The following is a 22,582-nucleotide window of genomic DNA, read 5'->3' on the forward strand; positions in this document are numbered from 1 at the left end:
CGTTCTCACACTTTAGGTAATGTAACGCTGATATTGGTACCCGAAGATGAGCCATTCGCGTTAATTGTCATCTTGCCGCCGAGCGCCTGAACACGCTCTTGCATACCACGAACACCCATTCCTTTGAGAAGATCTTGCGCTGTAAAACCAACGCCATTATCTGATATCTGAAGATAAGCCTGATCATCTAAAATCAGTTCAATTTTAATCTCGCTCGCACTCGCGTATTTATGGGCATTGTTTAAGGATTCTTGGCACAGCCTGAAGATAGTGACCTTGAGCGTGTCACTCAAACACGAGTAATCACCTTGCCAATCTAACTGGATATCAACGCCGTGATCCGAAAACTCCATCTCTCGAATTAGCTGTTCAACAGAATCTTTTAGATCGAGGTCGTCCAACATCTTAGGTCTTAGTTTTGTAAGTAGACGTTTGGTGGTGTCATAAACATTCAAAGACAATGACTCAATCGTCCCCGCACAGCGAACGCTCATCTCAGCGGCATCGACGCGTTTAATAATGCTTGCCTGAGTACGAATTGCCGTGATGTTTTGGCCGATTTCATCATGCAGCTCACGCGCAATATCACGACGAACCGATTCTTCAGCTGTCACTAACTGGCGTGAAAGGTTTTGATTTCTGGAGAGCTCACTTCGTAGTTTCGCATTGAGATCTTTTTGTTTTTGAACCGCAAGTCCAAGCAAAATACCGGTGATGGTTTGAGCAGACAGAGACAAGAGTAAATCGGTAATTTCGAGTTTAGATGTTCCACTGTGAGCAGCAATCAACGCGACACTATTTAACAGGGTCGCCAGTAAAGCACCTTGCCACCCGTAACGAACCGCGAGCAAGATGATAGGGATCGCCATACAGAATGGGGCGAAGCGTCTTAGTTCATCAGGCAAACTGGTTTGTATCAAAATACTGGTGACCAACAAGACGCTGTACAAAGCGATGTGGCGGATTTTGAACTCAACGACATTGTTGATTAAGTAAGAGCTCAGTGGCGCCCACTTGTTTTGGAATAGGTAGTTCCAGACCAGATAACACATCGGCACCAACATCAATCCGCCAGTGATACTCACCAACCACACCATGTAAACAGCCGGAACATGAGAACCCACCACTGCAACATTAATGAATGCTGTAACCATGATTAAGCTCGCCATCACTAACAAGTGACGATTCTGGTCACCATAATAATAACGCTTGGCAATTAGAGTGGCAGGAATACTCAATCCACTGGCGATGAGTATCGTCAGCCATTGAGGCTCATCAAGCAGTAAAGCTAAAGCGATAGCAAGCCCCCACTCTGCAATATAGATAGCAGGCCAATAATGAGTGCGAGTGTGCAGCGTCATTCCCAGTCGAAGTGAAAATGGGAAAAGCAGAATGGCTAACTCAGGGTCATTAATGAAATAGAAGGCAATAACCCACAAACAGAACCATGCACAACCAGCCATAAAAACCCCACATAGGGAGGTGGCTAGATAGGAACGCATTAGTACTGGTCTTGTGTGAACAATTTAGCTAACTCAACGTTGTTCTTAACATTGAGTTTGTCCATCGCATTGGCACGGTGTACATGCACCGTTTTATGGCTAACCCCTAGCTCAACGGCGATAGATTTTACATCGAGCCCTGTTGCCAATAACTGACACACTTCACTCTCTCTGCGGGTAAGTTGATTTAAAGAGGCTTTATTCTTCATGGGTGTCGCAAGCTTTATAGCGATATCGGGTGTGAGATAACAGCCACCATTTGCGCTCGTGTGTACGGCTTGGATTAGCTCATCGGGGCTGCAGCGCTTGCTGAGATAACCTTTGGCTCCTAACTCTAATGACTTCTCAACCATCGCCGGAGAATCGTGAACGCTCAACATGATGCTGGCAATGCCTGATGGAATCTCTTCCAATAAGCTCAAACCACTTTCGTCCTGCATTGAGATATCTAAGATCACGACATCAGGGTGACAACTTGGCAGTCCGAGGCGCGCTTCTGCCGCAGAGTTGAATTCACCCACGACCGTAATATCAGCTTCAAGACTGAGTAATTGAGCAAAGCCAGATCGAACAATGACGTGGTCATCAACAAGCGCAACATTAATCATGATATTAACCAAAATTAAGAGTAAGAAAGAAAAATAGCCCCAACAGGAGCTATATAAAATTAAGTTTATTGATAGAGATGATACTGAATCGAACTAACGATTGGTATGATCTCACGTGCTTTAAAGCAATAAAGCAATAAAGCACGTGAGACTATCTACCCGAAACTGTGCTTGCGAAAACAAGTCCGCGAGACAAGCTAGGCGTTTTGAGCCGCTAAGTGCATTTTCTTAGCGTGGCGAATCTTCTTCTCTTCTGCAACGGCAACGAACAAGAGCAATACGATACAAATAGCCGCTGAGGTATCTAGTGCAGCGAACGTTCCTTTCCAACCTGTTAAGCCGAAAATAGGTGTTCCGTCCGCAATCATACCTAAGCCAAGTTTTGCAAAGCTGTCACCAATCAAGTAAGCAAATGTGCCTTTCACACCATCCGCAACACTGATTGCTTTCTTAGGCACGAAACCTACCGCAGCAACACCAATCAGCAACTGAGGGCCAAACACTAGGAAGCCAAGCACAAACAGGGATGCTAGGTACATGAACTCACTTGTTGCATGCTGGTAGAACTCTAGAGAAACGATAATCAACCCAAGCGATACACAAGCAACTAGAGCACGGCGTCCATTCGCAAGATCAGATAAATAACCCCACATTAGCGTGCCGACTAGTGCCCCAACTTCAAACAGCGTGAAACCTGAAATCGCGGTTTCTTTTGATAGACCTAGCTCTTGATACGCATAAACGGTAGACCATTGATCGATACCGATACGAACAATGTATAAGAAGATATTCGCGAAACAGAGCAACCAAATCACTTTGTTTTTAAGGATGTATTCAACAAAGATCTCTTTCTTAGTCATTTGATTTTCTTCAGCAGCGGTATCTTCTTCGCTGACTTCTTCATCAAACAACTCTTCAACCGTACCTAAGCCGTATGCTTCTGGAGAGTCATTACCAAAGCGCATACCAATAAAACCAACCACAATCGCAATGATCGATGGGAACACGAACATACCAATCACGTTGCCATCAAATAGGTAGTTTGCACCAAACAGAGCAACACCAGCAGCACCTGCACCACCCACGTTATGTGACATGTTCCAAAGGCCTAAATAAGAACCACGCTTGTTACGAGGCGTCCATTTAGTGATGGTTGAGTAACTTGAAGGTCCACCTGTACTTTGGAAGAAGCCACTCAATGCATAGAAGGCAACCATCATGAATAAGCTAGCACTGCCGCCACCCATACTGAAGCTGAAGCCCAACATGGCAATACCAGAAAGGACAAGCATAAATGGCAGGAACTGCTTAGTGTTTTTACCATCGGCGTAGTAGGAAACGACGGTTTTACCGATACCGTAAGTGATAGAGAAACCCAGACCGATAAGACCTAGATCCGTCATCGATAACCCATAAGTAGAAATCATGTCGTTTTGTGCGACATTGAAGTTCTTACGGATCAAATACATGGTTAGATAACCAATGAACACCACTAGGTAAGATTGCAGGAATGGTTTAAACCACATTTTTCTTCTGGTTTCGACCGGAAGATCCAGTGTCGGTTTTCGAACCTGATCTAGGAACTTTAACATTGTGAACTCTCTTATTTTTTGTGAGGTCTGCACGGCATAATTGCGGCCATGCAATCTTTGTTAGTTGACCGTGAAATAATAAGGAGTCTAAAAATCGACCGCATGAGAGAGGGTCTTAGAATAACTAGGAAAAATTCTTAGTTCAGAATTGGGAGTCAAGAAAGCGTGAACAGCATCACTTTGTTTACGATCTGTTATGGATTGATATTACGATAACAAAAGTAACTCATCTCAAGGCTGATTAACCTTTTAAACAAACAGAAGCAAGCCAAACACTGCGCAACAAACAAAGCGCCAGTATCGATTCATCACCATCAACCCCCAAGGTGTGACCGATACTGACTCAACATTCATGCCTATTAAAATAGAGCCAATAGGCTTTTTACGAATCGTACTACAGTCGTTTACCGCTGCCGTCTTCCCACATCACTTCGCACTCATCTTTGATGGCTGATTTTAATAGTTCCACCAGTGGGAATGCTCGGCTACCGAGATTAACAGGCGCTTCAACAACCTCTTCTTCATTGTCGTCATCAGTATTTTCTTGCTCTACCTGCTTGCTCTGCTCAGAGGCGATCGAAGCACGTAAATTATCCAGAGCTTGAGAAACTTCTGAAGCATCAATGGCACCTGGGACGGTACCGCTATGCCCAAGCATCTTGATGAACTGAAGACCGACTTCCCCAAACATCGTGACGCTAGCATGGGCCTTGCAACTAAAGGTAATTAACATTATGAGCCTCTCTAAGTTTTGTTTACCAACAAACTATGTTGAGTAACTCTCTGGAAAGCAAGTAGATAATCGCCAAGCCGCTTCTTATAACTCGAACCTTGATAGTCTCATTTTCGAATGGGTCTGCACCGTCAGTGATACACATCACGATTAATTACCGGTCGATTATTTTTAATATGAAACCTTGAGTACAATCACACTAAATAGCTATCTAAACCTCCGCATAGCTCATTATTTAATCTACTATTAACACCATTATCAAAATCTTTGGCACAAATCACATGAAAAGGCTGGTCGGCAGACACCTAGAAGAAATGGCGGACATACGATCCACCCGTAAACAAAAAATTGTCCACTCCTTTTCACTGACTGCCGCTGCGTTGTTCATTTTCTATACTTGGGCTTACTTCCAAGGCCAACACTATACCCTTTCAATTTTCGAGCTGTGCTTCGCGATTATTGCCATCTCCAATGCATTCTATGTGAGAAAAGTAGCCAACTCTGATTATTCCGAATTGATACTGAGTAGTGTTCTTCTTGTACAGGGCGTCATCCTATTCTTGTACAGTCACGCCATCCCCGACCGAATACTTTGGCTCTACCCAATTCTAGCAGCGGTCATTTTCATTAATGATTTCAGAATTGGTATTATCTTCAGCACCTCATTTTGCTTGTTTATCAGCACCTTGATTACCGCCATGCCAAACAACTTTTCTTTACCCTTTAACAGTACCCATCGATTTATTCTTAGTTTATTTACCATGAGCTTGGTGTGCCACACATCCGCCTATTACTACACCAAAGCCGTCAGTTATATCCAACGTCTGTATAAAGAAGGCATCGAAGATCTGGCCTACAGAGACCAACTTACCGGCTTAGCTAACCGTTGGAGCTTTGAACGCTGGGCGACAGAAAAATTAATTACGGTGGATAGTGAGCGATCACTTACCGCACTGGTCTTTTTGGATATTGATGACTTTAAAGGCATTAACGACAGCTACGGGCACGACGTTGGGGACAGTGTGTTGCAGCATTTTGCCAATCGCTTGAGCAACAATATTCGAACCCGAGACAGAAAAAGCCATGAATACGATTATTCGATTGCGCGTTTTGCTGGAGACGAGTTTGTTTTGATGCTCTACGATGTACCCTCTCGTAAAGATCTAGACGGTATTTTAGATAGGATTTGCGGGCTGTTCGAAAGTGGTTGCCAGACAAACGAGAGAATCAAGGAATTGACGCTAAGTGTTGGGGTTGCTTTATACCCACAAGACGCCCAAGAATTACATGAGCTGACGAGATGTGCTGATAAAGCGATGTATGTCGCCAAGCATTCAGGAAAAAACCGATACGCTTATTATCACGACAACCCAGTATCAACCTTGATAGAAGAACTACCGACGAATCTAACCTGCTCAGGGTCAGATTCTTCTGAACTTGAAGATTGTCTTGAAGCAAAGGTCGAAGGGAACAATGTTACGCTATTAAAAACCCGTCAACACTAGCCAGCCCTATAACTTAGCGGCGCTGCTAACCTGCAAGGTACATAAGCCAAAGGCTCACTAACCCGATCATAATAATCCATATGACTTGCCGTGTTCGGTTTGGGTTATTACCTTTAGGTCGCCTCACCACTGTTTTAAAAGCAGCTTGCTTAGCCGACTGAATAAACGGTGCTTCAATCTCACGTTTTTTGACGCGGCGTTTAACCGCGCTGTTTGCAACTTCTGTAAAACGCTGACTTTGCTCCGTTGTAAAGTCGTTATCAAAACCCATCCGACCATGCCTTTCGCCATGTTTTTGCTGAACTGCCATAGCGGCCTCCTTGGCGGTCTACTCTCTATTCAAGTATAGACATAATTTCATATTGTTACCTGTTCAAGATTTTCGAATAAGTCACTCAACGCTGTGCCATCTTCTTTTTCAATCAAATTACATAAACTACAGCTATTCAAGTATATGAGGGTTTCAAAATGACGAATGTAAGAGCAGTAGATCATGTGATTGCAGCCCATGCCACCTCAGACGGTGATGGTGTCAAAATCCAACGACTCACGGGTTTTAATAACACGCGCTTCTCTCCATTTTTGATGATTGATGAACTTAAATCGGATGAAAGCAAAGACTATGTTGGCGGCTTTCCTCCACACCCTCACCGTGGGATAGAAACGCTCACTTACATGCTCCAAGGTCACTTCCAACACAAAGACCATATGGGGAATGTTGGAGAGCTACGCAGCGGTGGCGCACAGTGGATGGCCGCAGGCCGTGGTGTTATTCACAGCGAAATGCCAATGATGGAAGAAGGCGCGCTGCATGGTTTTCAGATTTGGATAAACCAACCTGCGACACACAAAATGCAGCCAGCGCAATATCACGACTTCCAAAATGAAAGCATCGCGGAACATCAAAATGAACAAAGTGGTTTGTTGAGAGTGATTGCCGGAGGGTTTGAACTGCACAACCAAACAGACGATGGTTCAGAGGCTTTACGATCGCAGGGGCCATTACAGAAAACAGGTGTGCCGTTAAGCGTTGCGGATTGGCGCTCTCATTCTGGGCAAAAAGTTACGTTAGGGACTAATGTTAATCATAATGCCATGACTTACGTGTACCGAGGCAGTATTAAGATCGGCGACAAAGTGATCAACCAAGGTCAACTTGCCCTGCTTACCAAAGCTGACTTGCTGTCTTTGGGTAGCTTGGAAGATTCAGGGGTACTGATTTTTTCCGGTGAACCGATTAATGAACCTGTTGTTCACTATGGTCCGTTTGTCATGAACTCGATGGAAGAGATTGAACAGACAATTCAAGACTACAACAACGGTGTGTTTGAGACTTACTGATGTCTTGGCTATGAGCTTTGAGCTTTGAGCTTTGAAGATTGAAGAGATTTTGCAACGAACAACGATTTGGTCATCCATTTGATGACTACAAAAACAAGTGACACTATCCACTGCCGGTTACTATCACTTATTTAACCACGCTCCTAGAGCGTGGTTTTCTCTATTCAAGCAGAGACAAACGATGCCCTGATTGAACAAATTTAGACCTGATTACAAGTACTCACACAGGTAAGCCGTCGCTTCTTTTATCTGTAGGTCGAATGAAGAGTCACCCGCAACGTCAAAAGACTCACCAGATTGGTATGTCGTCCAATCATCATCGCCAACACGCTTTACAATCAAAGCACCTTTAACAACGGTCATCTTTTCTGGAGCTGCAGTACCAAACGTGTACTCACCAGCCGCCATTACACCAACACTCACATCAGCACCAGACTGGTTAAACGCTAACGACTTAACGCCACCTTCAAAGTATGTATTTTCTTTAATCATTGTACTTCCTTGTTATCTTCAAATTGCACTTATTGAGCTCACCGAGTAAGCCTATGCGTAAATTTAGGTGATAATTGTTTTAACCAATTCGAGACTTTCCTACAAGAAATAAATACGCATAGCTTAAGCATTTCTGGAATTCGCTTTCATTGATAACGTAAATACTGAGGAGCAAGGCTAAAAAACCACTAACGCAATCAAATCTATTAGAACATTCGATCCTGCTTCTAACTCTTATAACAATTTTTGCAAACTAAGATTTTAGTTAATAGAATCTAAGACAATATCAGTCGAAAAATGAAGAAATAATGGCAAAAAATCCGACTAAAAGCAGAGACCTATTTGCCAACTCGTTACTCTACGGCTTCCTATTAGCTGGCTTTATGGTTGCCTTCACCGCCGGCTACTTTGCTTACCAAGCCCACCAGCAATCTGTCAGTCCAAGTAATGTCTATGGCACATGGATAGAGATTGCGGCTCCACCTTACAACACCGATATCCTGACATTTTCAGACAAAGGTGTGATGATGAATCATCGTCTTATCACTACCTCATTCGATTTTGACGGTAAGATTGTCACGATCAACACAGGATCTGGAACCACCGTTTACACCATCAGCGGCACCTATGATTCACCTCGCTTGAAGCGACTAGAGCCAAGCGTACCGTCTCAGCAATTTGTTAAAGAAGGCTACGAAAATACTGCAATTGGTGATACCCATAGTGTCATGCAACAACGACGTGCTTCCCTAGCTGAGCAATTCAAAAGATAAACCTCCTCTTCTCCTTGCTTCCAGAAGCATTAGCCTACTCGTCGATTGGCCTCGCTCGCTCAACACACTTCACTTTGTGATTCTGCTTCAATTCACAGTATTTTCTTATAGTTTGTCGCACCTTTTCATAACTTCATGTCGTGAATTTTCACTTGTGAGATTTTCCTACTGAAGGATGTTTTATTTTATAAAACATGGACTCAGCATCTCACTCATTAAGCAACAGAATTGTAACAAGATACAATTTTTTAGCTGTCCATCGAAAACGGATTTATTTTCAGTTATAAAATTAAAACTCTCTCGAATACTGACTGGGAAGCTCCTTCAAAACTGACTGGAGCCGTTTTATGGGGCCATTTGGTTCTCGTAACCTTCAAGGAATGAGAGAAAAAGTATGATTCGTATAAATACCTGTGCTGCGAGCATTGCTCTAGCGCTATCTGGTACAGCATTAGCTGCTCCAACAGCACCTAGCATCGACATGTACGGTTCCAACAACCTGCAATTTTCCAAAATTGAACTCGCGATGGAAACCACCTCTGGCTACAACCAGATGGTGAAATATCACGATAAAGCAAAGGTCGACGTCAAGTTCAACCAATGGAGCGGAACGTCAGGAAACACGTACAACATCTACTTTGATGGCGTTAAAGTAGCCACCGGCCCAATCACTGGCAGCCAAACCACGGCTTCATTCGAATACGGCCAAGGCGGCTTATTCGATATAGAAATTGAAGCGTGTGACGAAACTGGTTGTAGCAAGAGCGCACCCGCTAAAATTACCATCGCTGATACCGATGGCTCCCACTTAGCGCCACTTGCGATGAATGTGGATCCAAACAACAAGTCATACAACACAGATCCAAACACGGTAGTAGGTACTTACTTTGTTGAATGGGGTATTTATGGTCGTGACTACACGGTAGATAACCTACCCGCTGACAACTTGACCCATATCCTTTATGGCTTCATCCCAATTTGTGGTCCGAACGAATCAGTGAAATCAGTAGGCGGTAACAGCTACAACGCACTCATGACAGCTTGTCAGGGTGTTAACGATTACGAAGTGGTGATTCATGACCCATGGGCCGCTTTCCAGAAGAGCTTCCCTCAAGCGGGCCACGAATACAGCTCACCTATCAAGGGTAACTACGCAATGATGATGGCGCTCAAACAGCGTAATCCTGATTTGAAGATCATCCCATCGATTGGTGGCTGGACGCTATCTGACCCGTTCTTTGATTTCACAACCAAAGCCAACCGAGACACCTTCGTCGCGTCTGTTAAGAAATTCCTCAACACATGGAAATTCTACGACGGTGTCGATATCGATTGGGAATTCCCTGGTGGCGGCGGTGCTGCACCTGATCTTGGTGATCCTGTAAACGATGGCCCTGCTTACATAGCACTGATGGCAGAACTACGTGCGATGCTCGATGAGCTAGAAGCTGAAAATGGTCGCACTTACGAACTCACATCAGCCATCGGTGTTGGCCACGATAAAATTGAAGACGTGAACTATGGAGATGCTATCCAATACATGGATTACATCTTTGCGATGACTTATGACTTCTACGGCGGTTGGAATAACGTATTGGGTCACCAGACAGCATTGAACTGCGGTAACTTCATGCGCCCTGGTCAGTGTGATGGCTCAGGCATTGATGAAAATGGTGAACCGTACACTGGCCCTGCTTACACCACAGACAACGGCATCCAACTGCTTCTTGAGCAAGGTGTTCCAGCCAACAAGCTTGTTGTTGGTACAGCGATGTACGGTCGTGGTTGGGAAGGCGTATTGCCATCATCACTTTCAGATCCTAGTGACCCTATGACAGGTGTTGGTAACGGCAAACTGAAAGGCAGCTCTGCACAAGGTGTCTGGGAAGATGGCGTTATCGACTACAAAGGCATTAAGGCGAACATGCTTGGTGCGAACAACCAAGGGATCAATGGCTTCGAATACGGCTACGACGAAATGGCAGAAGCGCCTTACGTTTGGAATCGCACCTCAGGTCAGCTAATCACATTTGATGATGACCGCTCGGTAAAAGCAAAAGGCGCGTACGTTCGTAGTCTTGGTCTTGCAGGTCTATTCTCTTGGGAAATTGATGCAGATAACGGCGATATCCTGAATGCAATGCATGAAGGTCTTGCTGGCGGTACAACAGATCCTGTCAACCGCAAACCTACGGCAGCTGCAGGTGCCGACCAATCCGTTGAAGGCCCAGCTTCTGTTTCTCTAGACGGCAGCGCTTCAAAAGACAGCGACGGTACAATTGCGAGCTACGCTTGGTCACAAGTAAGCGGAACTGCCGTAACACTGGCTAATGCCAATGCAGCTGTTGCAAGCTTCGATGTTGTTGAAATCGCACAACAAGAAGCTCTAACATTCAGCCTAACCGTAACAGACAACGAAGGCGCAACGTCAACAGACACAGTTGTTGTAACGGTAACCCCTAAAGACACAGGCCCAGTAAACACAGCGCCAGTTGCAGTGGTTACGGCTCCGGCTGAAGTCAATGCGGGTGACGTTGTTGTGGTTGATGCGTCAGCGTCTAGCGATGCGGATCAAGACACATTAACCTTCACGTGGGATGTACCAGCAGGTATCAACGCAACAGTACAAGGCGCTTCGGTAAGCTTTGTCGCGGCTGAATACACGCAAGATACGGTACTGAACTTCTCAGTGACAGTGAGTGATGGTACCGATACATCAGTTGCGGCTGCATCAGTGAAAGTCCTCAAGAAAACCACAGGCGGTGGCACGTGTACTAACGCTTGGGATTCAAGTGCGGTCTACACTGGTGGCGACCAAGTGACTCAAGGCGGTAAGGTTTGGGAAGCGAAATGGTGGACAACAGGTGAAGATCCAACAACGACAGGCCAATGGGGTGTGTGGAAAGAGATCGGCCCAGCAAGCTGTGCTAACTAAGGACAAGATTAGTTAAAGCTAACTAAGCAACTAAAAGCAAAGGCCAACCAGAGAATATCTGGTTGGCCTTTTTAATGTTTGTTTTCTTAGCTTTGAGCTTACGATCTCTTTACTGGCGTCCTACTGACTTGCGCTCGTTGTGCTTAGCCAATTAAGTTATCAAAGCTCTCGAACACTTGTGGGCACTTCATTACTCGCCCGTGGCCCTGTCCTTGAGTCGAAATCAAGGTAACGCGACCCATTTCATTAGCCGCACGCTGAGACACATCAAACTTAGTAAACTTGTCTTGCTCATCATGAACGATGATCGTTTGAGACTCACGAAGCGCTAGCTTTCCATAGGGATCAACAGACTGAATTGGGTAGTTAAACTGCTCTTCGACTTCTCCAACTACAGCCTCGAACAGTTTCATTGAGTAGCCAGAACGCGCAACGCTGCCAAATAGGTTTTCTAGATAATCCAGTACAGGTGCAATCAGCAATAGTGGCTTATTTTCCAATTTAACGTGCTTACATTCCAACGCAGAAGCCGTCCCCATACTATGACCGACCAAACCAGCTACCTCACCCACCGAATCTAGAATCGCTTCAAGACCGTTCACAAACGCAGGAATATGACCATGTACACCATCGCTGCCACCATGAGCAGGATGATCGTAAGCCAAGGCAGTAAAACCTTTAGCAGCAATATGTTCCATCAGAGGGAAAAACTGACTCGCGGTGCCAGACCAACCATGAGTCAGCACCCAAACAGGCCCTGTACCTAAAGAATAGGTTTTTAAAACGCCATCACGACCTTCAATTTCACTCTTGATAAGCCCTTGGGGATCAGCATTTTTTTGCTCAGTACGCATTGGAGTGAGCAGCAGCTTACGTGCTGTTTTCTTCGCATGACTCGGCGCTAGGATGTAATGAAGATTGGTTGTTGCGCCAATTAAACTGCGCTTGAAGCTGAATTTGTTCGATGTATTAAAATAGATTTTGTCACTCATGACCGTTCCTTGTATCGCCATCATCATTGGCGGATCGAGCTCGGCCCGAAAAATCGAACGACCGTGCTATTTATTAATATAAAAAATGGCGATAGCGCTTTTTATGACTGCTTGCCGCCACTTCTCTTAAAATTGTTAGACCTTACATCAGCAAAGCTCACATGCTTTTCTAACTCTATGTTTTGCGAACTAAGTGTTTTGCGAGCTAAGTGGTTTACGAACTAAACGGCTTACTCGTTAAACCGCTTTCCAGCTGGCAATTAAGCGCTCTACACCACTCCAAAAATGGGTGTGACTCGCTTGTTGGCCTCGCAACGAATAGAACAAATTCGCACTCAAGTAGAGACCGTACAACTCGAAGGTTGCCTGTTTTGGGTCTAGTTCGGCTCTAAACTGCTTGCTCTCCACCGCTTTTGCTACCTGAATCGTCAAGTAATCAATCCACACTGAAATGGTTTTCTGCAGCGCTTTCTGAATCACAGACGTTTCACTGCCTGCATCTTTCCAAGCATCAATAAACATGCAGCTGCCTTGGAATGAATGATTCCAACCCAACCAGTTATCGAGCAGTTGTTTAAGCTTGGCTTCAATATCACCGTCGCCCAACTCTCTCGCCGGAATGATGACTCTTTCGGTGAATATGGCGTTGGAATATTCGAGTACAGAGAGTTGCAGGTTCTCTTTAGAGTTGAAGTGTGCAAACAAGCCACTCTTAGACATACCACACTGCTTGGCTAATTCACCAATCGTTAAACTCTCAAGCCCGTTCTCACTCGCAAGCGCGAATGCATGACTCAAAATATACTCTTTGGTTATCTTTCCTTTGCTCATTATTCACCAATGATAAATCTGATGGTTTATTTTTAGCACGTTCGTTCTTTTTTTCAAAGTTTTTTGCCTAACCACTGGGAATTAATTTCTCTTGTCTAATAATTGTGGAAAAATGCGACAGTATTCAAGGAAATTGAAATCGACTAACAAAGGAAGAAGAATGAACACACTTTGGGAACAGTTTGCGTTTTCGGCGTCAGTAACGGGCCCTATCTGTTTAATGCTGTTTCTTGGTGTCATGCTCAAGCGAATTGGCTTAATCAATGACAATTTCATTGATGTCGCATCCAAGGTGGTGTTTCAAGTCACTCTACCCGCGATGTTATTCCTCAGCATTGTTCAATCTAACCACGATTTTGCCGCCAGTGGAAAGCTCGTCATCTTTGGCTTATTAGCCAACCTTGCCTTCTTCGTGTTCACCACTGTCAGCACTAAAATTACCTTTAAAAAGCCTCAAGACCAAGGTGTGATAGTGCAAGGTGGATTTCGTGCCAACACTGCTATTATCGGGCTTGCTTACGTCGCCAATATATACGGCAACGATGGTGTCGCACTCGCAGCACTTTATGTCGCCTCCTTGACGGTTCTCTATAATATTCAGGCCGTTATCGCGCTCACTCCAAAGGGCCAGGAGTCGGGTGACAAAGCCATTCAAGTAATCGTTAAAACACTCACCAAAAACCCTTTGATTATCTCGATCGCCTCAGGTGTCTTGTTCTACTTACTATCGATCCCAGTACCGAAAATGGTGACTGATGCAGGGCAATATTTCGCAAACATGACGTTACCGTTAGCCCTTTTGTGCACGGGAGGGTCGCTTGATATACGCTCACTAAAAAAAGATAAGGGCCCAACTTGGTTCTCTACCGGATACAAACTGGTTTTAGCTCCGCTACTGATCACGCTTGCTGCCCTGTTCTTTGGTTTTAGAGGATTAGATCTTGGCCTTATCTTCTTGATGAGCGCCGCACCGACCGCTGCTGCGAGCTATGTTATGGCACGTGCGATGGGCGGGAATTCAACATTGGCTGCCAATATTATCGCGCTCACCACCGTCGTTTCACTTATCACTTGCACGCTTGGCATTTTTGCACTTACTGCAATGGATTTAATATAGCTGCGACAGGCTTCAAAGAATCAAGATAAGCCTTAAAACAAAGGTCGCAACCCTTGATTTAGCGCTAACTGGTTCAATAAAAAGGCTGTTAGATTCTACGAAAATTTTCTTAGAGATCTGATATGTCTTCCGTTCAACATACGCCTTCACAACGCATCGCCAGTATTGAGTTGGGTCGAGTGATTGCTATCTTGGCGATCATTGGCTTACATGGCCAAATGGCACTTACTTATTGGCAAATCGATGAAGTGCCTTGGATTGGCTATGTGCTTAACCAAACCGCTCGCTTCGCTGTGCCACTTTTCTTCCTTATCTCAGGTTATCTGATTCAACCTAAGCTGACCGCATCGCCTTGGACAACCTTGGTCAACTACTCTAAACCACTGCTTAAGGTTTGGTTGGTTTGGAGCATCATTTGCCTAGTCATGCCATTCAACCTCGCGAAGGTGGAAGAGTTCGGTTACCTAGGCGAACGCCAAGGCTATTGGGGCTTTTTAATGAACACCCCGCTCAACTCTTTCTTAGAGGGTGGGTTGGTGCACTTGTGGTTTATTCCTGCACTTGTGTGTGCAGTTTTGCTCATCGCTCTAATGGTCGAAATGAAACTCGACAAACTGCTATTACCAACGGCTATTCTGCTTTACGTCTATGGTGTTTTAGCGGGCAGCTACGCGAACTTAACCGACCTGAGCGCACCTTTCTTTACTCGTAACGGCCCGTTCTTTAGCACGTTAATGGTGACCTTAGGCTTCCTCATTCGTCAGAATCAATGGAAGGTGTCGTCAACCAAAGCGTTGGTGTTATTAGTGTTAGGCATGTTGATTCACTTTGCTGAGGGGGCATGGCTAACCACGTTCGACGTCGGATTCAACATGAATGATTTCTTGTTTGGTACGGCACTATGGGGAATGGGCGTGTTTATGTGGCTTTTGGCTAATCCAAACATCGGCGACTATGCGTGGGTTCGCGCGATCTCGAATCGTATGTTAGGCATCTACGTTTGTCATTTGCTGATCATTATCGTGCTGTTCAATGTCTGCGGAGTATTGGGGATTACTGAGTTAGCAAAAGACGTGACCGTATTTTTTGGTACCGTATTGTTGAGCTTCGGGTTGGTTGCTGGGATCGAGAAAACACCACTGCGACGCGTGCTACTTCGCTAAATCAGTTTTAAAGAGCAACAAAAAAGAAAGGCAAGATAACTGAATATCTTGCCTTTCTTTCATCATATTAGAACTGAGATTCTCTCTCGTGAGGTGTTATCGGAACGCCATCGCGCCTTTACCTACCCCTTCATAAGCCACAATTTGTAGTGATTGGTTCTCTGCTAGGCTCGGTTCAACTTGGTCCGCAATATAGCCCGCAAGTAATTCTACCGTGGTATCGGTCGGTAAAATTTCAGTCTCACTCTTAGCAATCGCTAGCTCAAATTCGCCTTGTGGCGCCGTGTAGCTGAAGCCATAGTGACTTTCATCATTAGCACTTTGCGCGTGTTCACTCAGGTTAAGTGAAGAGACCGAAACTTGGTCTTCTTTAGAACCTAAATAAATATCTTCCCAGCGCTGAGCAAATGCTTGTTCACGTTGCTCGTCACGCTGACCATCGACCACAATTTCGACTGGAGAACGGTGGCCATGCGCAATACGCTGACAATTACCATCGTGCTTTTTTAAACCATGGGTATAGTGGTAAAACGCGCCATTAATGTTCTCATGACGAAGGGTGATCTCTAACCCTGTGACGTTACTTGGCAGGTTATCGCGAAGAATATCATAAACGTGTGCGGTCACACTCTCGATAGTGATCGCTTCTGCATCAATAAGGCAGTACGCTTCATCAGGGCAATGTAAATGAAGGCTCTTGTCACCACGCAACACATCAACCTTAGAGTAGCCAGCTTTGCTCGCTTGAAGAACAATTGCAGCGCTTTGCATTGGCAGCAGTAAACGGTGATCAACGTGCTCATCGACAAGCTGTTTGATCTGCTTTTTGACCTTGCTAAAATCCAGCACCATGCTCATTTCATTAAGTTCACCAGACATGGTGACATCTAAAATCCAACTATCTCCTACGACCCCTCTGTGTTCACAGATGTATGAAGAATCGATAACGGTAAGGTCTCTTACAAATAGGTTCAAGTGGAACTCCTTAGTGCTTTAATGAGATACGGGAGGCTGAATAATGTTCAGCAGGCACTTCGTCTCATTGATGTCTGATAAAATAGGACGGGCAGGATGTTACAACGAGCTTATAAAGTCCACCTTTTTACACCGTCATTCGAGAAATGAACAAACTACGCTCAATTTCCGCTAAAACATAGGCCAGCCTCATGCGAATAGCCATAAATCGCGTAAGGTTGCCCGGCGTTTCACGACACATTTTGCTTCAGCCAAAGACGCGGCGACACTCCGGCAACATGTTGAAAAGCACGTGAGAATCCTGAGTAGCTATTGTAGCCCACTTCATCAGCAACCCAATTGATCGGCTTATTTTGCAATAACAGAGATTGAGCTACAGAGACTCGCCACTTTTGCACATAGTCTCCCGGCGTTTCACCCACTTCTCGCTTGAACGCTTCAATAAACTGAGTGCGAGACATCGCGGCCAGTGACGCCATTTCGGCGATCGAATAATGACGAGCAGGTAATCGATGAATAGCCGTGACCACCGAAGCCAATCGTGAGTGAGCAAGAGCCGAGAAAACGCCGCTATCAATTTTCTGTTGTTCGATGAGATGACGAAAAATCAAAGCCATCAAGGCGTCACTCAATTTGTCCATTAAGTACTGCTGCCCCGACGATTCTTGGCTCGATTCATTAGATAACACCTCTATCACTGGCATTAAGCTAGGTGCCTCCTCAAACGGAATCACTATCACGTCTGGCAGAGCCGACAATAAAGGATTCATCTGCCCTGAACGATACTCCACGTTCGCACACACGACCTCCGCACCGTCTCCCACACCTTCAATCGCATGTGGTGTGCTATTCGGCAGATAAACAATGCAAGGCTGCGACAAATGCCGGTGTTCCGTGTGAGCACTAGACAAGCTCAACTCCCCTGCGCTCAATACATGAAGATGCCCCTCTTTACCTTGTTGCGCGTTAAATGACGATACTCCACACAGGTTTCCTGAATAGAAAACGCCAGTGCGTATCGAGAAGTGTTCCATTAATTGTGAAAGCAGATCCATGCATCCTCCGAACGATTCGCTTAGTTTTTAGTTCTTTTGTCCCTCTATAGACCGGGCGAGTGGGCTAAATTATTTCAAACAAGATAACCAACACTGACAAGGAACTTGATATGTCACACATGAAATCGACCAGTCAAAAAATCACTCTATTGGCCGCGTTACTAGGCACCAGCTTTTCGTTAATGGCAGCAGACCTTGATATGAGTGTCGACAGCAATGATCTCGCGATTAAAGGTTATGACCCTGTCGCTTACTTTGCCAATGAAGGCCCAGTAAAAGGCACATCAGAGTTCACAGCGACCTACAAGAATGCGATCTATAACTTTGCGAGCAGTGAAAACAGAGATGAATTTCGAGCCAATCCAGAAGCCTATGCCCCTCAATATGGCGGTTACTGCGCGTTTGGGGTAGCGATGGGTAAGAAGTTTGAAACCGACCCTCTCGCTTGGAAGGTGGAAGATGGGAAGTTGTATCTGAACTTAGACAAATCGGTTCAAAAACGCTGGCTGGAGAACACACAAGAGTTCATCCAAGACGCTAACAGCAACTGGACAACCATCAAAACCGTAGAAGCCTATAAGCTCTAGGTTCTAAGTTCTAAGTTCTCGCCTACAGCACTTATCCATTACCCAAGAATAAAACGGAAGCGGCCGAACGCTTCCGTTTTCATTGTGATTTTTCCAAAAGAGGTGAACCCAAAGCGATAGGTAACACCTACCAAGCCCATTTTATTCTATACTCCTAGCAGATAAGCTTTTCTTTTTATGGAAGAATAATGACATTACCTAGGATTTTGGTACTCGGCCTCTGCGCCCTATCGACACTGAGTTATGCCAACCCATGGCAGTTCGTCAAAAGTGAAGATGGCATCATGATTGATAAAAGGCCACACCGTGAAGGCTTGGTCGAAATACGAGCGCAAATGCAAACGCCCACCACTTACTCCGGTTTTCTGTTGTTGCTTGAAGACAGCGAGAACGTGCCAAACTGGATAGATAATGTGTCGCAAAGCCGTGTGTTGATGCAGATATCTGAAGATGAAAACATCGTCTATACCCAATTCAAAGCACCTTGGCCTGCCAGAGATAGAGACATGGTGACTTACTCAAAATACAGTATCGAGGATGGGCAATTTGTCTTGTCGATAAAGGATGCGTCGAACTATTTGGCGAAAGAGTCGGGGTACATTCGAATCTATGATGTGGACGCACTTTGGACACTGCAACCGCTGACTAATGGCAATACCTACATCACCTACACCGCTTATGCGAACGCAGGTGGCATCCTACCGAATTGGTTGATGAACAAGTTATCGATAGGCAGTGCACTGAGCACGTTTAAGGGACTGAAAGAACAGTTACCAAAGTACCAAGGCCAACAGCATCCTAACCTGCCAAGTGAGTCTCGCTAACGGTAAAAGTAGACAAGTAAATAGAGGAAATAAAGTTAAAGACTAAGGTCTTCTAGCGAGGTCACGAGCTAAGATAAGCGCCAAACCAAACACCTGAAGAAACAAGGCAATATTCTTATAGAAAGCCATTTTCTCATCAAGCCTTTGGATTAATTCAACTAAGGTCAGGTTATCCAAATAGTAGTCATCGATTCGAGTTCGTTGCGATTCTTGAGCACTGTTTATCAGCATCATAAGTTTCGGCAAGTTAGCCAAAGAGATATTTGGCACTTCGCTACTCACCCAACGCCTAAGTTGCCCGCGCAGTGCTTCATCAAGAACAGTGGTAGGCTGCACCGTTTCTGGTTTATCAAGGTGAATCAGAATCGCTTCGCGCTTGCGCTCTAGGGTTTCGATCGTATTCCAAGCAAGCTGTATTGAGTACACATTGCCGAATTTTCGATCGTTATATTCCGCTTTCTCAGCTTCAATTTTATCGAGCACCAAGCTCGACATGACAATCGCCATGATGTTGAGTATCAAGCCTGCGAGGACAATCGCCCAAGCAGGTGGAAGGCGCAACGCCATAATGCTTCCTAGAACATTTTATCAAAAGGTAGGTAAGCTAAGTTTAGGACAACTAAAGATACCATGCTGGCAAAGGTCAAATACATGCCTTGCTTTCTTCCCTTTAGACTGCGAGCAAGAATACTTTTTCCATGAACAATACGCCCAATAACAAAAGCAATACCAATAACATGGATCAGCCACACATTAGAACCGTTGAACTCTAGCAACGCCATCAGTATCACTGTAATCGGAATATAATCCATAGCATTACTTTGAGCGGAACGAGCCACTTGTAACGATTCAATACCACCATCTGCGTGTGCCACTTGATTCTTTCTTCTTTGCTTAATCACTTCAATGGAAAGCCATAGCATAACCAAAGTGAGCAACGCAGCATATAACGCTGTAACCATTATCATTTCCTACTGGTTAGTTTATTCGGCGGGCTACCTCATAGTATCTGTATTCATAAAATAATGAGCATTCACGCCCGCGCACGTGTAAGAGATCTCTCACAAAAAACGTAAGAGATTACAATCAAGCTTCGCAGAAAAATCCTAGATTACAAACCCAAGCCCTTGTTTTGTATGAGTCCGCACAGTTTTCTTTGGATAAACCTGCAGATTATTTGCTTGAGGTGGATTGTGAGTAAAGCCTCTGCAGTGTTTAATACACATGTCGACAGGGAGTTGGCAGGAACAGGAAAAAGCCTAACGGATTAGGTATCTTCAGGATGAAGATTTGGTGGCTTAGGATGAGTTATCAGCAAGGAAGTTATGCTCTAGGATAGAGCCGCTTATCTGGATGATGAGTTTGCAAGGACACCGCTAGGAAGGCGATGAATTGGATAGGTTAAAGGATTTAGCCACGTCAAGGAACGATGCAGGGAGCACTAGTTACCTATTGAAAGATAAGTAACGCGCAGTAGCAGGATGGCTACGAAAAGAATAGACCCCGTTTGGTGAAAGCCAAACGGGGTTTCCTTTTTTATAACGCCGAAAAGCGATTAGTAGCTAGCCGTTAAAAGTTACGTTACAAAATAATGTTCATCAGGAACATTGCACCAAAGGCATTCAATACCGAAATCGCGATCATCACCGGGATGTAGCGACCTTCAGTACCAATTGGTCCCATGATACGACCCATGTATTGCACTTGAGAACCCATCAAGTAGATAGCTGGCGCCAAAATAGCGATATGATTGCCGTTCAAAATGCCTTGGTCAAACAGCGTAATAACCACGCCCACTGCGCCACCCATCGACATCCACGCACCGATCAATACCGCTGCCGCTTCGCCAGGTAAACCAAATACCGCCATGATTGGAGCAAATACGCTGCCCATCAGATCCAACGCGCCCGTAATCTGCAATGCCTTGATGATCACAAACGCCATCAGAACATTCGGTACTGTAGAAGTAGTCGCAATAACCCAGCCTTTCTTAGCACCTTCAACGAAAATATCAGTAACCATTGGTTTCTTTGCTTTAACTTCGCTCATTATGCTACTTCCTCTTCCAGTTTTTGTTCTTTGTCTGATTTTGGTTTGTCTTCTTTGCCTTCAGTAATATTCAGGTAGATACGAAACAGGTTCGCACCGACAAACTTAAAGATAAACATCACAGCTACAGCCAAACCAATTGACGATGTCACCGCTAAAGAACCATCCATCGCCGTTAGAGTGAACAGCACCGCACCTGAAGAGAAAAAGTTAACGATCGCTGCACCCGCCGTAAACTGGAACATGGTGAAGACATCGGTTTCGCGCTTAGTTAGATGCCCTTCGTCTTTCAACTGACGTGTCATCGCTGCACCCGCATCGGTACTTTGCAAAGAAGCGATCAGTGCCAAGCCTGAGTTACCCGGAATGCCCATTAAAGGGCGAAGCAGAGGTGTCAGCAGTTTACGAGCGGCATCCAGTGCTCCGTAATGCTCAAGTACGTTGATCATACCTAGTGCAAACATCACGGTCGGAATAAGTGTCAAAGCAAAAATGAAACCGTCACGAGCACCACTACCGCCTTTACCACGCAGTGACGTCGTTGCTGCTTGAATACCATCGGCCGTTTCACTCACATCGTAAGCGACCTTACCGAATGAACCGTTGAGCGTTGTAAAATCGAACACTCCATACCATTCATTGGACTGCATTAAGCCTGAAAAGAACACAATCGCGAAAGCGAGTGCGATATAGCTGCCGATCGTGACTTTACGATCGGCTTTGGTTGGATTAGTCATAAGGACCTCTATACATCTCGTTTATGTGGAACAGAACACGTATAGATAGTGCAAACTAATGAGCGAAAGGTTAATGACCAAAATCAAATAGCGTATCGGTTTGAATAAAAGAAACACAGCAACATATAAAACTGTGATTTGGATTTAAAAGCAGGACCATACGCTAAATAAATTAGAATATTTAACATACAAAACTAAACAAATCTTGCTTCAACAGCGCAACTAAAAACGCACACAATCGCCACAAAAATCTGGCTTCTAGTGAAAATTTTTCACCTAGTGTAATCTCTGGTAATGTTGTAAGAGATCTCTTACATTGCTTTTCTGTTAAATTTTAATTCAATTATAATACAGACACTTAAATGGTGACTTCGCTTCCAAAATACAACCGTTTACCCTTAGTTGATTGAGTTTTGAGCCAGGCTCAAACAGTGAGCCATTTTATAAAGCATTTGAGCTTGATTCGAAATTTCAGCCCTCAGAGGTGCTATAGACTTCGCGCTGCCAATATAAAAGGAGAACGGTGATGACTATGGAAATGAGAACGCTTAAATATCAAGTAATGGGCAAAGGCATGTGGATCACTGCAACGGTATCTCGCGTAGTAGCGGACAAACTTGCGCATGAATACCAATCCTATGGCTGGCCTGTTGAAGTATGTGCTGCAGAACAAACACTGACGTTTGATCTCAATGCTGCATAGTATTGGCAATTCCGAGTAAGCTCTATCGGCATTAAATCCGGTAGAGCTTTTTCTCTTTTCTCTTTTCT

The 22,582-nt window shown here is 44.8% G+C and carries 23 protein-coding genes; 9 read left to right on the top strand and 14 right to left on the bottom strand.

Annotation, left to right across the window (positions count from 1 at the left end; all coding sequences use genetic code 11):
• Positions 1-5: 5 nt before the first annotated feature.
• From uhpB to BCV39_RS16760, 4 genes are all read right to left on the bottom strand, one after another.
• On the bottom strand, positions 6-1,502 hold the full coding sequence (gene uhpB, locus BCV39_RS16745) for a signal transduction histidine-protein kinase/phosphatase UhpB (RefSeq protein ID WP_048663903.1): 1,497 nt from the start codon (positions 1,500-1,502) through the stop codon (positions 6-8).
• On the bottom strand, positions 1,502-2,110 hold the full coding sequence (uhpA, locus tag BCV39_RS16750; protein ID WP_017061545.1) for a transcriptional regulator UhpA: 609 nt from the start codon (positions 2,108-2,110) through the stop codon (positions 1,502-1,504). Before uhpA ends, uhpB begins: the two co-directional genes overlap by 1 nt.
• Positions 2,111-2,307: 197 nt before the next feature.
• Positions 2,308-3,702: a hexose-6-phosphate:phosphate antiporter gene (uhpT, locus tag BCV39_RS16755; protein WP_048660632.1), complete on the bottom strand. Its 1,395-nt coding sequence runs from the start codon at positions 3,700-3,702 to the stop codon at positions 2,308-2,310.
• Between the two features lie 394 nt (positions 3,703-4,096).
• On the bottom strand, positions 4,097-4,435 hold the full coding sequence (locus BCV39_RS16760; protein ID WP_102432100.1) for a DUF1840 domain-containing protein: 339 nt from the start codon (positions 4,433-4,435) through the stop codon (positions 4,097-4,099).
• Positions 4,436-4,749: 314 nt separating this feature from the next.
• Between BCV39_RS16760 and BCV39_RS16765 the strand changes: the two genes are divergently transcribed.
• Complete coding sequence (locus tag BCV39_RS16765) at positions 4,750-5,940, top strand: diguanylate cyclase (protein WP_102432147.1); 1,191 nt, start codon at positions 4,750-4,752, stop codon at positions 5,938-5,940.
• A 25-nt stretch (positions 5,941-5,965) separates the two neighbouring features.
• Here the strand turns inward: BCV39_RS16765 and BCV39_RS16770 are convergent, their stop codons facing one another.
• Entirely contained in the window at positions 5,966-6,250 is a 285-nt protein-coding gene (locus tag BCV39_RS16770) for a hypothetical protein (protein WP_048614058.1), read from the bottom strand.
• 158 nt (positions 6,251-6,408) lie between these two features.
• On the opposite strand from BCV39_RS16770, the gene BCV39_RS16775 reads away from it, so the two are divergent.
• Positions 6,409-7,281, top strand: a complete 873-nt coding sequence (locus BCV39_RS16775; protein WP_102432101.1) for a pirin family protein — start codon at positions 6,409-6,411, stop codon at positions 7,279-7,281.
• Between the two features lie 210 nt (positions 7,282-7,491).
• On the opposite strand, the gene BCV39_RS16780 is transcribed toward BCV39_RS16775, so the two are convergent.
• The gene (locus BCV39_RS16780) at positions 7,492-7,773 is read right to left on the bottom strand and encodes a pyrimidine/purine nucleoside phosphorylase (RefSeq protein ID WP_102432102.1); all 282 of its coding nucleotides are present in this window, start codon (positions 7,771-7,773) and stop codon (positions 7,492-7,494) included.
• A 308-nt stretch (positions 7,774-8,081) separates the two neighbouring features.
• Between BCV39_RS16780 and BCV39_RS16785 the strand changes: the two genes are divergently transcribed.
• Both BCV39_RS16785 and BCV39_RS16790 read left to right on the top strand, forming a co-directional pair.
• Positions 8,082-8,546, top strand: coding sequence for a DUF2850 domain-containing protein (locus BCV39_RS16785; protein ID WP_102432103.1), 465 nt, complete (start codon positions 8,082-8,084; stop codon positions 8,544-8,546).
• 394 nt (positions 8,547-8,940) lie between these two features.
• Positions 8,941-11,481, top strand: coding sequence for a glycosyl hydrolase family 18 protein (locus BCV39_RS16790; RefSeq protein ID WP_102432104.1), 2,541 nt, complete (start codon positions 8,941-8,943; stop codon positions 11,479-11,481).
• A gap of 143 nt (positions 11,482-11,624) precedes the next feature.
• Here BCV39_RS16790 and BCV39_RS16795 read toward each other — a convergent pair whose 3' ends face one another.
• Both BCV39_RS16795 and BCV39_RS16800 read right to left on the bottom strand, forming a co-directional pair.
• Positions 11,625-12,473, bottom strand: coding sequence for an alpha/beta hydrolase (locus BCV39_RS16795; protein WP_102432105.1), 849 nt, complete (start codon positions 12,471-12,473; stop codon positions 11,625-11,627).
• Positions 12,474-12,710: 237 nt separating this feature from the next.
• Entirely contained in the window at positions 12,711-13,304 is a 594-nt protein-coding gene (locus BCV39_RS16800; RefSeq protein ID WP_102432106.1) for a TetR/AcrR family transcriptional regulator, read from the bottom strand.
• Positions 13,305-13,464: 160 nt separating this feature from the next.
• Between BCV39_RS16800 and BCV39_RS16805 the strand changes: the two genes are divergently transcribed.
• Together BCV39_RS16805 and BCV39_RS16810 are read left to right on the top strand one after the other, a co-directional pair.
• Positions 13,465-14,421: an AEC family transporter gene (locus BCV39_RS16805; protein WP_048663911.1), complete on the top strand. Its 957-nt coding sequence runs from the start codon at positions 13,465-13,467 to the stop codon at positions 14,419-14,421.
• A 122-nt stretch (positions 14,422-14,543) separates the two neighbouring features.
• The gene (locus BCV39_RS16810) at positions 14,544-15,584 is read left to right on the top strand and encodes an acyltransferase family protein (RefSeq protein WP_102432107.1); all 1,041 of its coding nucleotides are present in this window, start codon (positions 14,544-14,546) and stop codon (positions 15,582-15,584) included.
• A gap of 96 nt (positions 15,585-15,680) precedes the next feature.
• Here the strand turns inward: BCV39_RS16810 and BCV39_RS16815 are convergent, their stop codons facing one another.
• Positions 15,681-16,559 (bottom strand): 6-carboxytetrahydropterin synthase, encoded by an 879-nt coding sequence (locus BCV39_RS16815; protein WP_102432108.1) that lies wholly within the window; start codon positions 16,557-16,559, stop codon positions 15,681-15,683.
• Between the two features lie 230 nt (positions 16,560-16,789).
• Entirely contained in the window at positions 16,790-17,614 is an 825-nt protein-coding gene (locus tag BCV39_RS16820; protein WP_102432109.1) for an AraC family transcriptional regulator, read from the bottom strand.
• Positions 17,615-17,724: 110 nt separating this feature from the next.
• Between BCV39_RS16820 and BCV39_RS16825 the strand changes: the two genes are divergently transcribed.
• Both BCV39_RS16825 and BCV39_RS16830 read left to right on the top strand, forming a co-directional pair.
• Positions 17,725-18,201 (top strand): YHS domain-containing (seleno)protein, encoded by a 477-nt coding sequence (locus tag BCV39_RS16825; RefSeq protein WP_048610296.1) that lies wholly within the window; start codon positions 17,725-17,727, stop codon positions 18,199-18,201.
• A 188-nt stretch (positions 18,202-18,389) separates the two neighbouring features.
• Positions 18,390-19,025 (top strand): START domain-containing protein, encoded by a 636-nt coding sequence (locus BCV39_RS16830; RefSeq protein ID WP_048663921.1) that lies wholly within the window; start codon positions 18,390-18,392, stop codon positions 19,023-19,025.
• A gap of 42 nt (positions 19,026-19,067) precedes the next feature.
• Here the strand turns inward: BCV39_RS16830 and BCV39_RS16835 are convergent, their stop codons facing one another.
• The 4 genes from BCV39_RS16835 to BCV39_RS16850 all read right to left on the bottom strand — a co-directional run bounded on the left by BCV39_RS16835 (position 19,068) and on the right by BCV39_RS16850 (position 21,811).
• The gene (locus BCV39_RS16835; protein ID WP_060980902.1) at positions 19,068-19,592 is read right to left on the bottom strand and encodes a hypothetical protein; all 525 of its coding nucleotides are present in this window, start codon (positions 19,590-19,592) and stop codon (positions 19,068-19,070) included.
• Positions 19,593-19,600: 8 nt separating this feature from the next.
• A complete protein-coding gene (locus BCV39_RS16840) occupies positions 19,601-19,987 on the bottom strand; it encodes an MAPEG family protein (RefSeq protein WP_102432110.1) in 387 nt (128 codons plus the stop codon).
• A gap of 619 nt (positions 19,988-20,606) precedes the next feature.
• The gene (locus BCV39_RS16845; RefSeq protein ID WP_004737023.1) at positions 20,607-21,074 is read right to left on the bottom strand and encodes a YjiG family protein; all 468 of its coding nucleotides are present in this window, start codon (positions 21,072-21,074) and stop codon (positions 20,607-20,609) included.
• The gene (locus tag BCV39_RS16850) at positions 21,074-21,811 is read right to left on the bottom strand and encodes a nucleoside recognition domain-containing protein (RefSeq protein ID WP_102432111.1); all 738 of its coding nucleotides are present in this window, start codon (positions 21,809-21,811) and stop codon (positions 21,074-21,076) included. Before BCV39_RS16850 ends, BCV39_RS16845 begins: the two co-directional genes overlap by 1 nt.
• Before the next feature lie 526 nt (positions 21,812-22,337).
• Here BCV39_RS16850 and BCV39_RS23200 point away from each other — a divergent pair.
• Positions 22,338-22,514, top strand: coding sequence for a hypothetical protein (locus BCV39_RS23200; protein ID WP_170960790.1), 177 nt, complete (start codon positions 22,338-22,340; stop codon positions 22,512-22,514).
• Positions 22,515-22,582 lie beyond the last annotated feature (68 nt).

This window comes from Vibrio sp. 10N.286.55.E10, assembly GCF_002872555.1.
Classification (GTDB): Bacteria; Pseudomonadota; Gammaproteobacteria; order Enterobacterales; family Vibrionaceae; genus Vibrio; species Vibrio crassostreae.

What these genes read in the sequence shown, in the direction of transcription:
- BCV39_RS16785 (WP_102432103.1), top strand. Translation starts at nt 8,082, where the DNA reads ATGGCAAAAAATCCGACTAAAAGCAGAGACCTATTTGCCAACTCGTTA.
- BCV39_RS16760 (WP_102432100.1), bottom strand. Translation starts at nt 4,435, where the DNA reads ATGTTAATTACCTTTAGTTGCAAGGCCCATGCTAGCGTCACGATGTTT.
- BCV39_RS16840 (WP_102432110.1), bottom strand. Translation starts at nt 19,987, where the DNA reads ATGGTTACAGCGTTATATGCTGCGTTGCTCACTTTGGTTATGCTATGG.
- BCV39_RS16850 (WP_102432111.1), bottom strand. Translation starts at nt 21,811, where the DNA reads ATGACTAATCCAACCAAAGCCGATCGTAAAGTCACGATCGGCAGCTAT.
- BCV39_RS16775 (WP_102432101.1), top strand. Translation starts at nt 6,409, where the DNA reads ATGACGAATGTAAGAGCAGTAGATCATGTGATTGCAGCCCATGCCACC.
- BCV39_RS16795 (WP_102432105.1), bottom strand. Translation starts at nt 12,473, where the DNA reads ATGAGTGACAAAATCTATTTTAATACATCGAACAAATTCAGCTTCAAG.
- uhpB (WP_048663903.1), bottom strand. Translation starts at nt 1,502, where the DNA reads ATGCGTTCCTATCTAGCCACCTCCCTATGTGGGGTTTTTATGGCTGGT.
- BCV39_RS16835 (WP_060980902.1), bottom strand. Translation starts at nt 19,592, where the DNA reads ATGGCGTTGCGCCTTCCACCTGCTTGGGCGATTGTCCTCGCAGGCTTG.
- BCV39_RS16825 (WP_048610296.1), top strand. Translation starts at nt 17,725, where the DNA reads ATGTCACACATGAAATCGACCAGTCAAAAAATCACTCTATTGGCCGCG.
- BCV39_RS16800 (WP_102432106.1), bottom strand. Translation starts at nt 13,304, where the DNA reads ATGAGCAAAGGAAAGATAACCAAAGAGTATATTTTGAGTCATGCATTC.
- uhpA (WP_017061545.1), bottom strand. Translation starts at nt 2,110, where the DNA reads ATGATTAATGTTGCGCTTGTTGATGACCACGTCATTGTTCGATCTGGC.
- BCV39_RS16780 (WP_102432102.1), bottom strand. Translation starts at nt 7,773, where the DNA reads ATGATTAAAGAAAATACATACTTTGAAGGTGGCGTTAAGTCGTTAGCG.
- BCV39_RS23200 (WP_170960790.1), top strand. Translation starts at nt 22,338, where the DNA reads ATGACTATGGAAATGAGAACGCTTAAATATCAAGTAATGGGCAAAGGC.
- uhpT (WP_048660632.1), bottom strand. Translation starts at nt 3,702, where the DNA reads ATGTTAAAGTTCCTAGATCAGGTTCGAAAACCGACACTGGATCTTCCG.
- BCV39_RS16820 (WP_102432109.1), bottom strand. Translation starts at nt 17,614, where the DNA reads ATGGATCTGCTTTCACAATTAATGGAACACTTCTCGATACGCACTGGC.
- BCV39_RS16830 (WP_048663921.1), top strand. Translation starts at nt 18,390, where the DNA reads ATGACATTACCTAGGATTTTGGTACTCGGCCTCTGCGCCCTATCGACA.
- BCV39_RS16770 (WP_048614058.1), bottom strand. Translation starts at nt 6,250, where the DNA reads ATGGCAGTTCAGCAAAAACATGGCGAAAGGCATGGTCGGATGGGTTTT.
- BCV39_RS16790 (WP_102432104.1), top strand. Translation starts at nt 8,941, where the DNA reads ATGATTCGTATAAATACCTGTGCTGCGAGCATTGCTCTAGCGCTATCT.
- BCV39_RS16765 (WP_102432147.1), top strand. Translation starts at nt 4,750, where the DNA reads ATGGCGGACATACGATCCACCCGTAAACAAAAAATTGTCCACTCCTTT.
- BCV39_RS16845 (WP_004737023.1), bottom strand. Translation starts at nt 21,074, where the DNA reads ATGAGCGAAGTTAAAGCAAAGAAACCAATGGTTACTGATATTTTCGTT.
- BCV39_RS16810 (WP_102432107.1), top strand. Translation starts at nt 14,544, where the DNA reads ATGTCTTCCGTTCAACATACGCCTTCACAACGCATCGCCAGTATTGAG.
- BCV39_RS16805 (WP_048663911.1), top strand. Translation starts at nt 13,465, where the DNA reads ATGAACACACTTTGGGAACAGTTTGCGTTTTCGGCGTCAGTAACGGGC.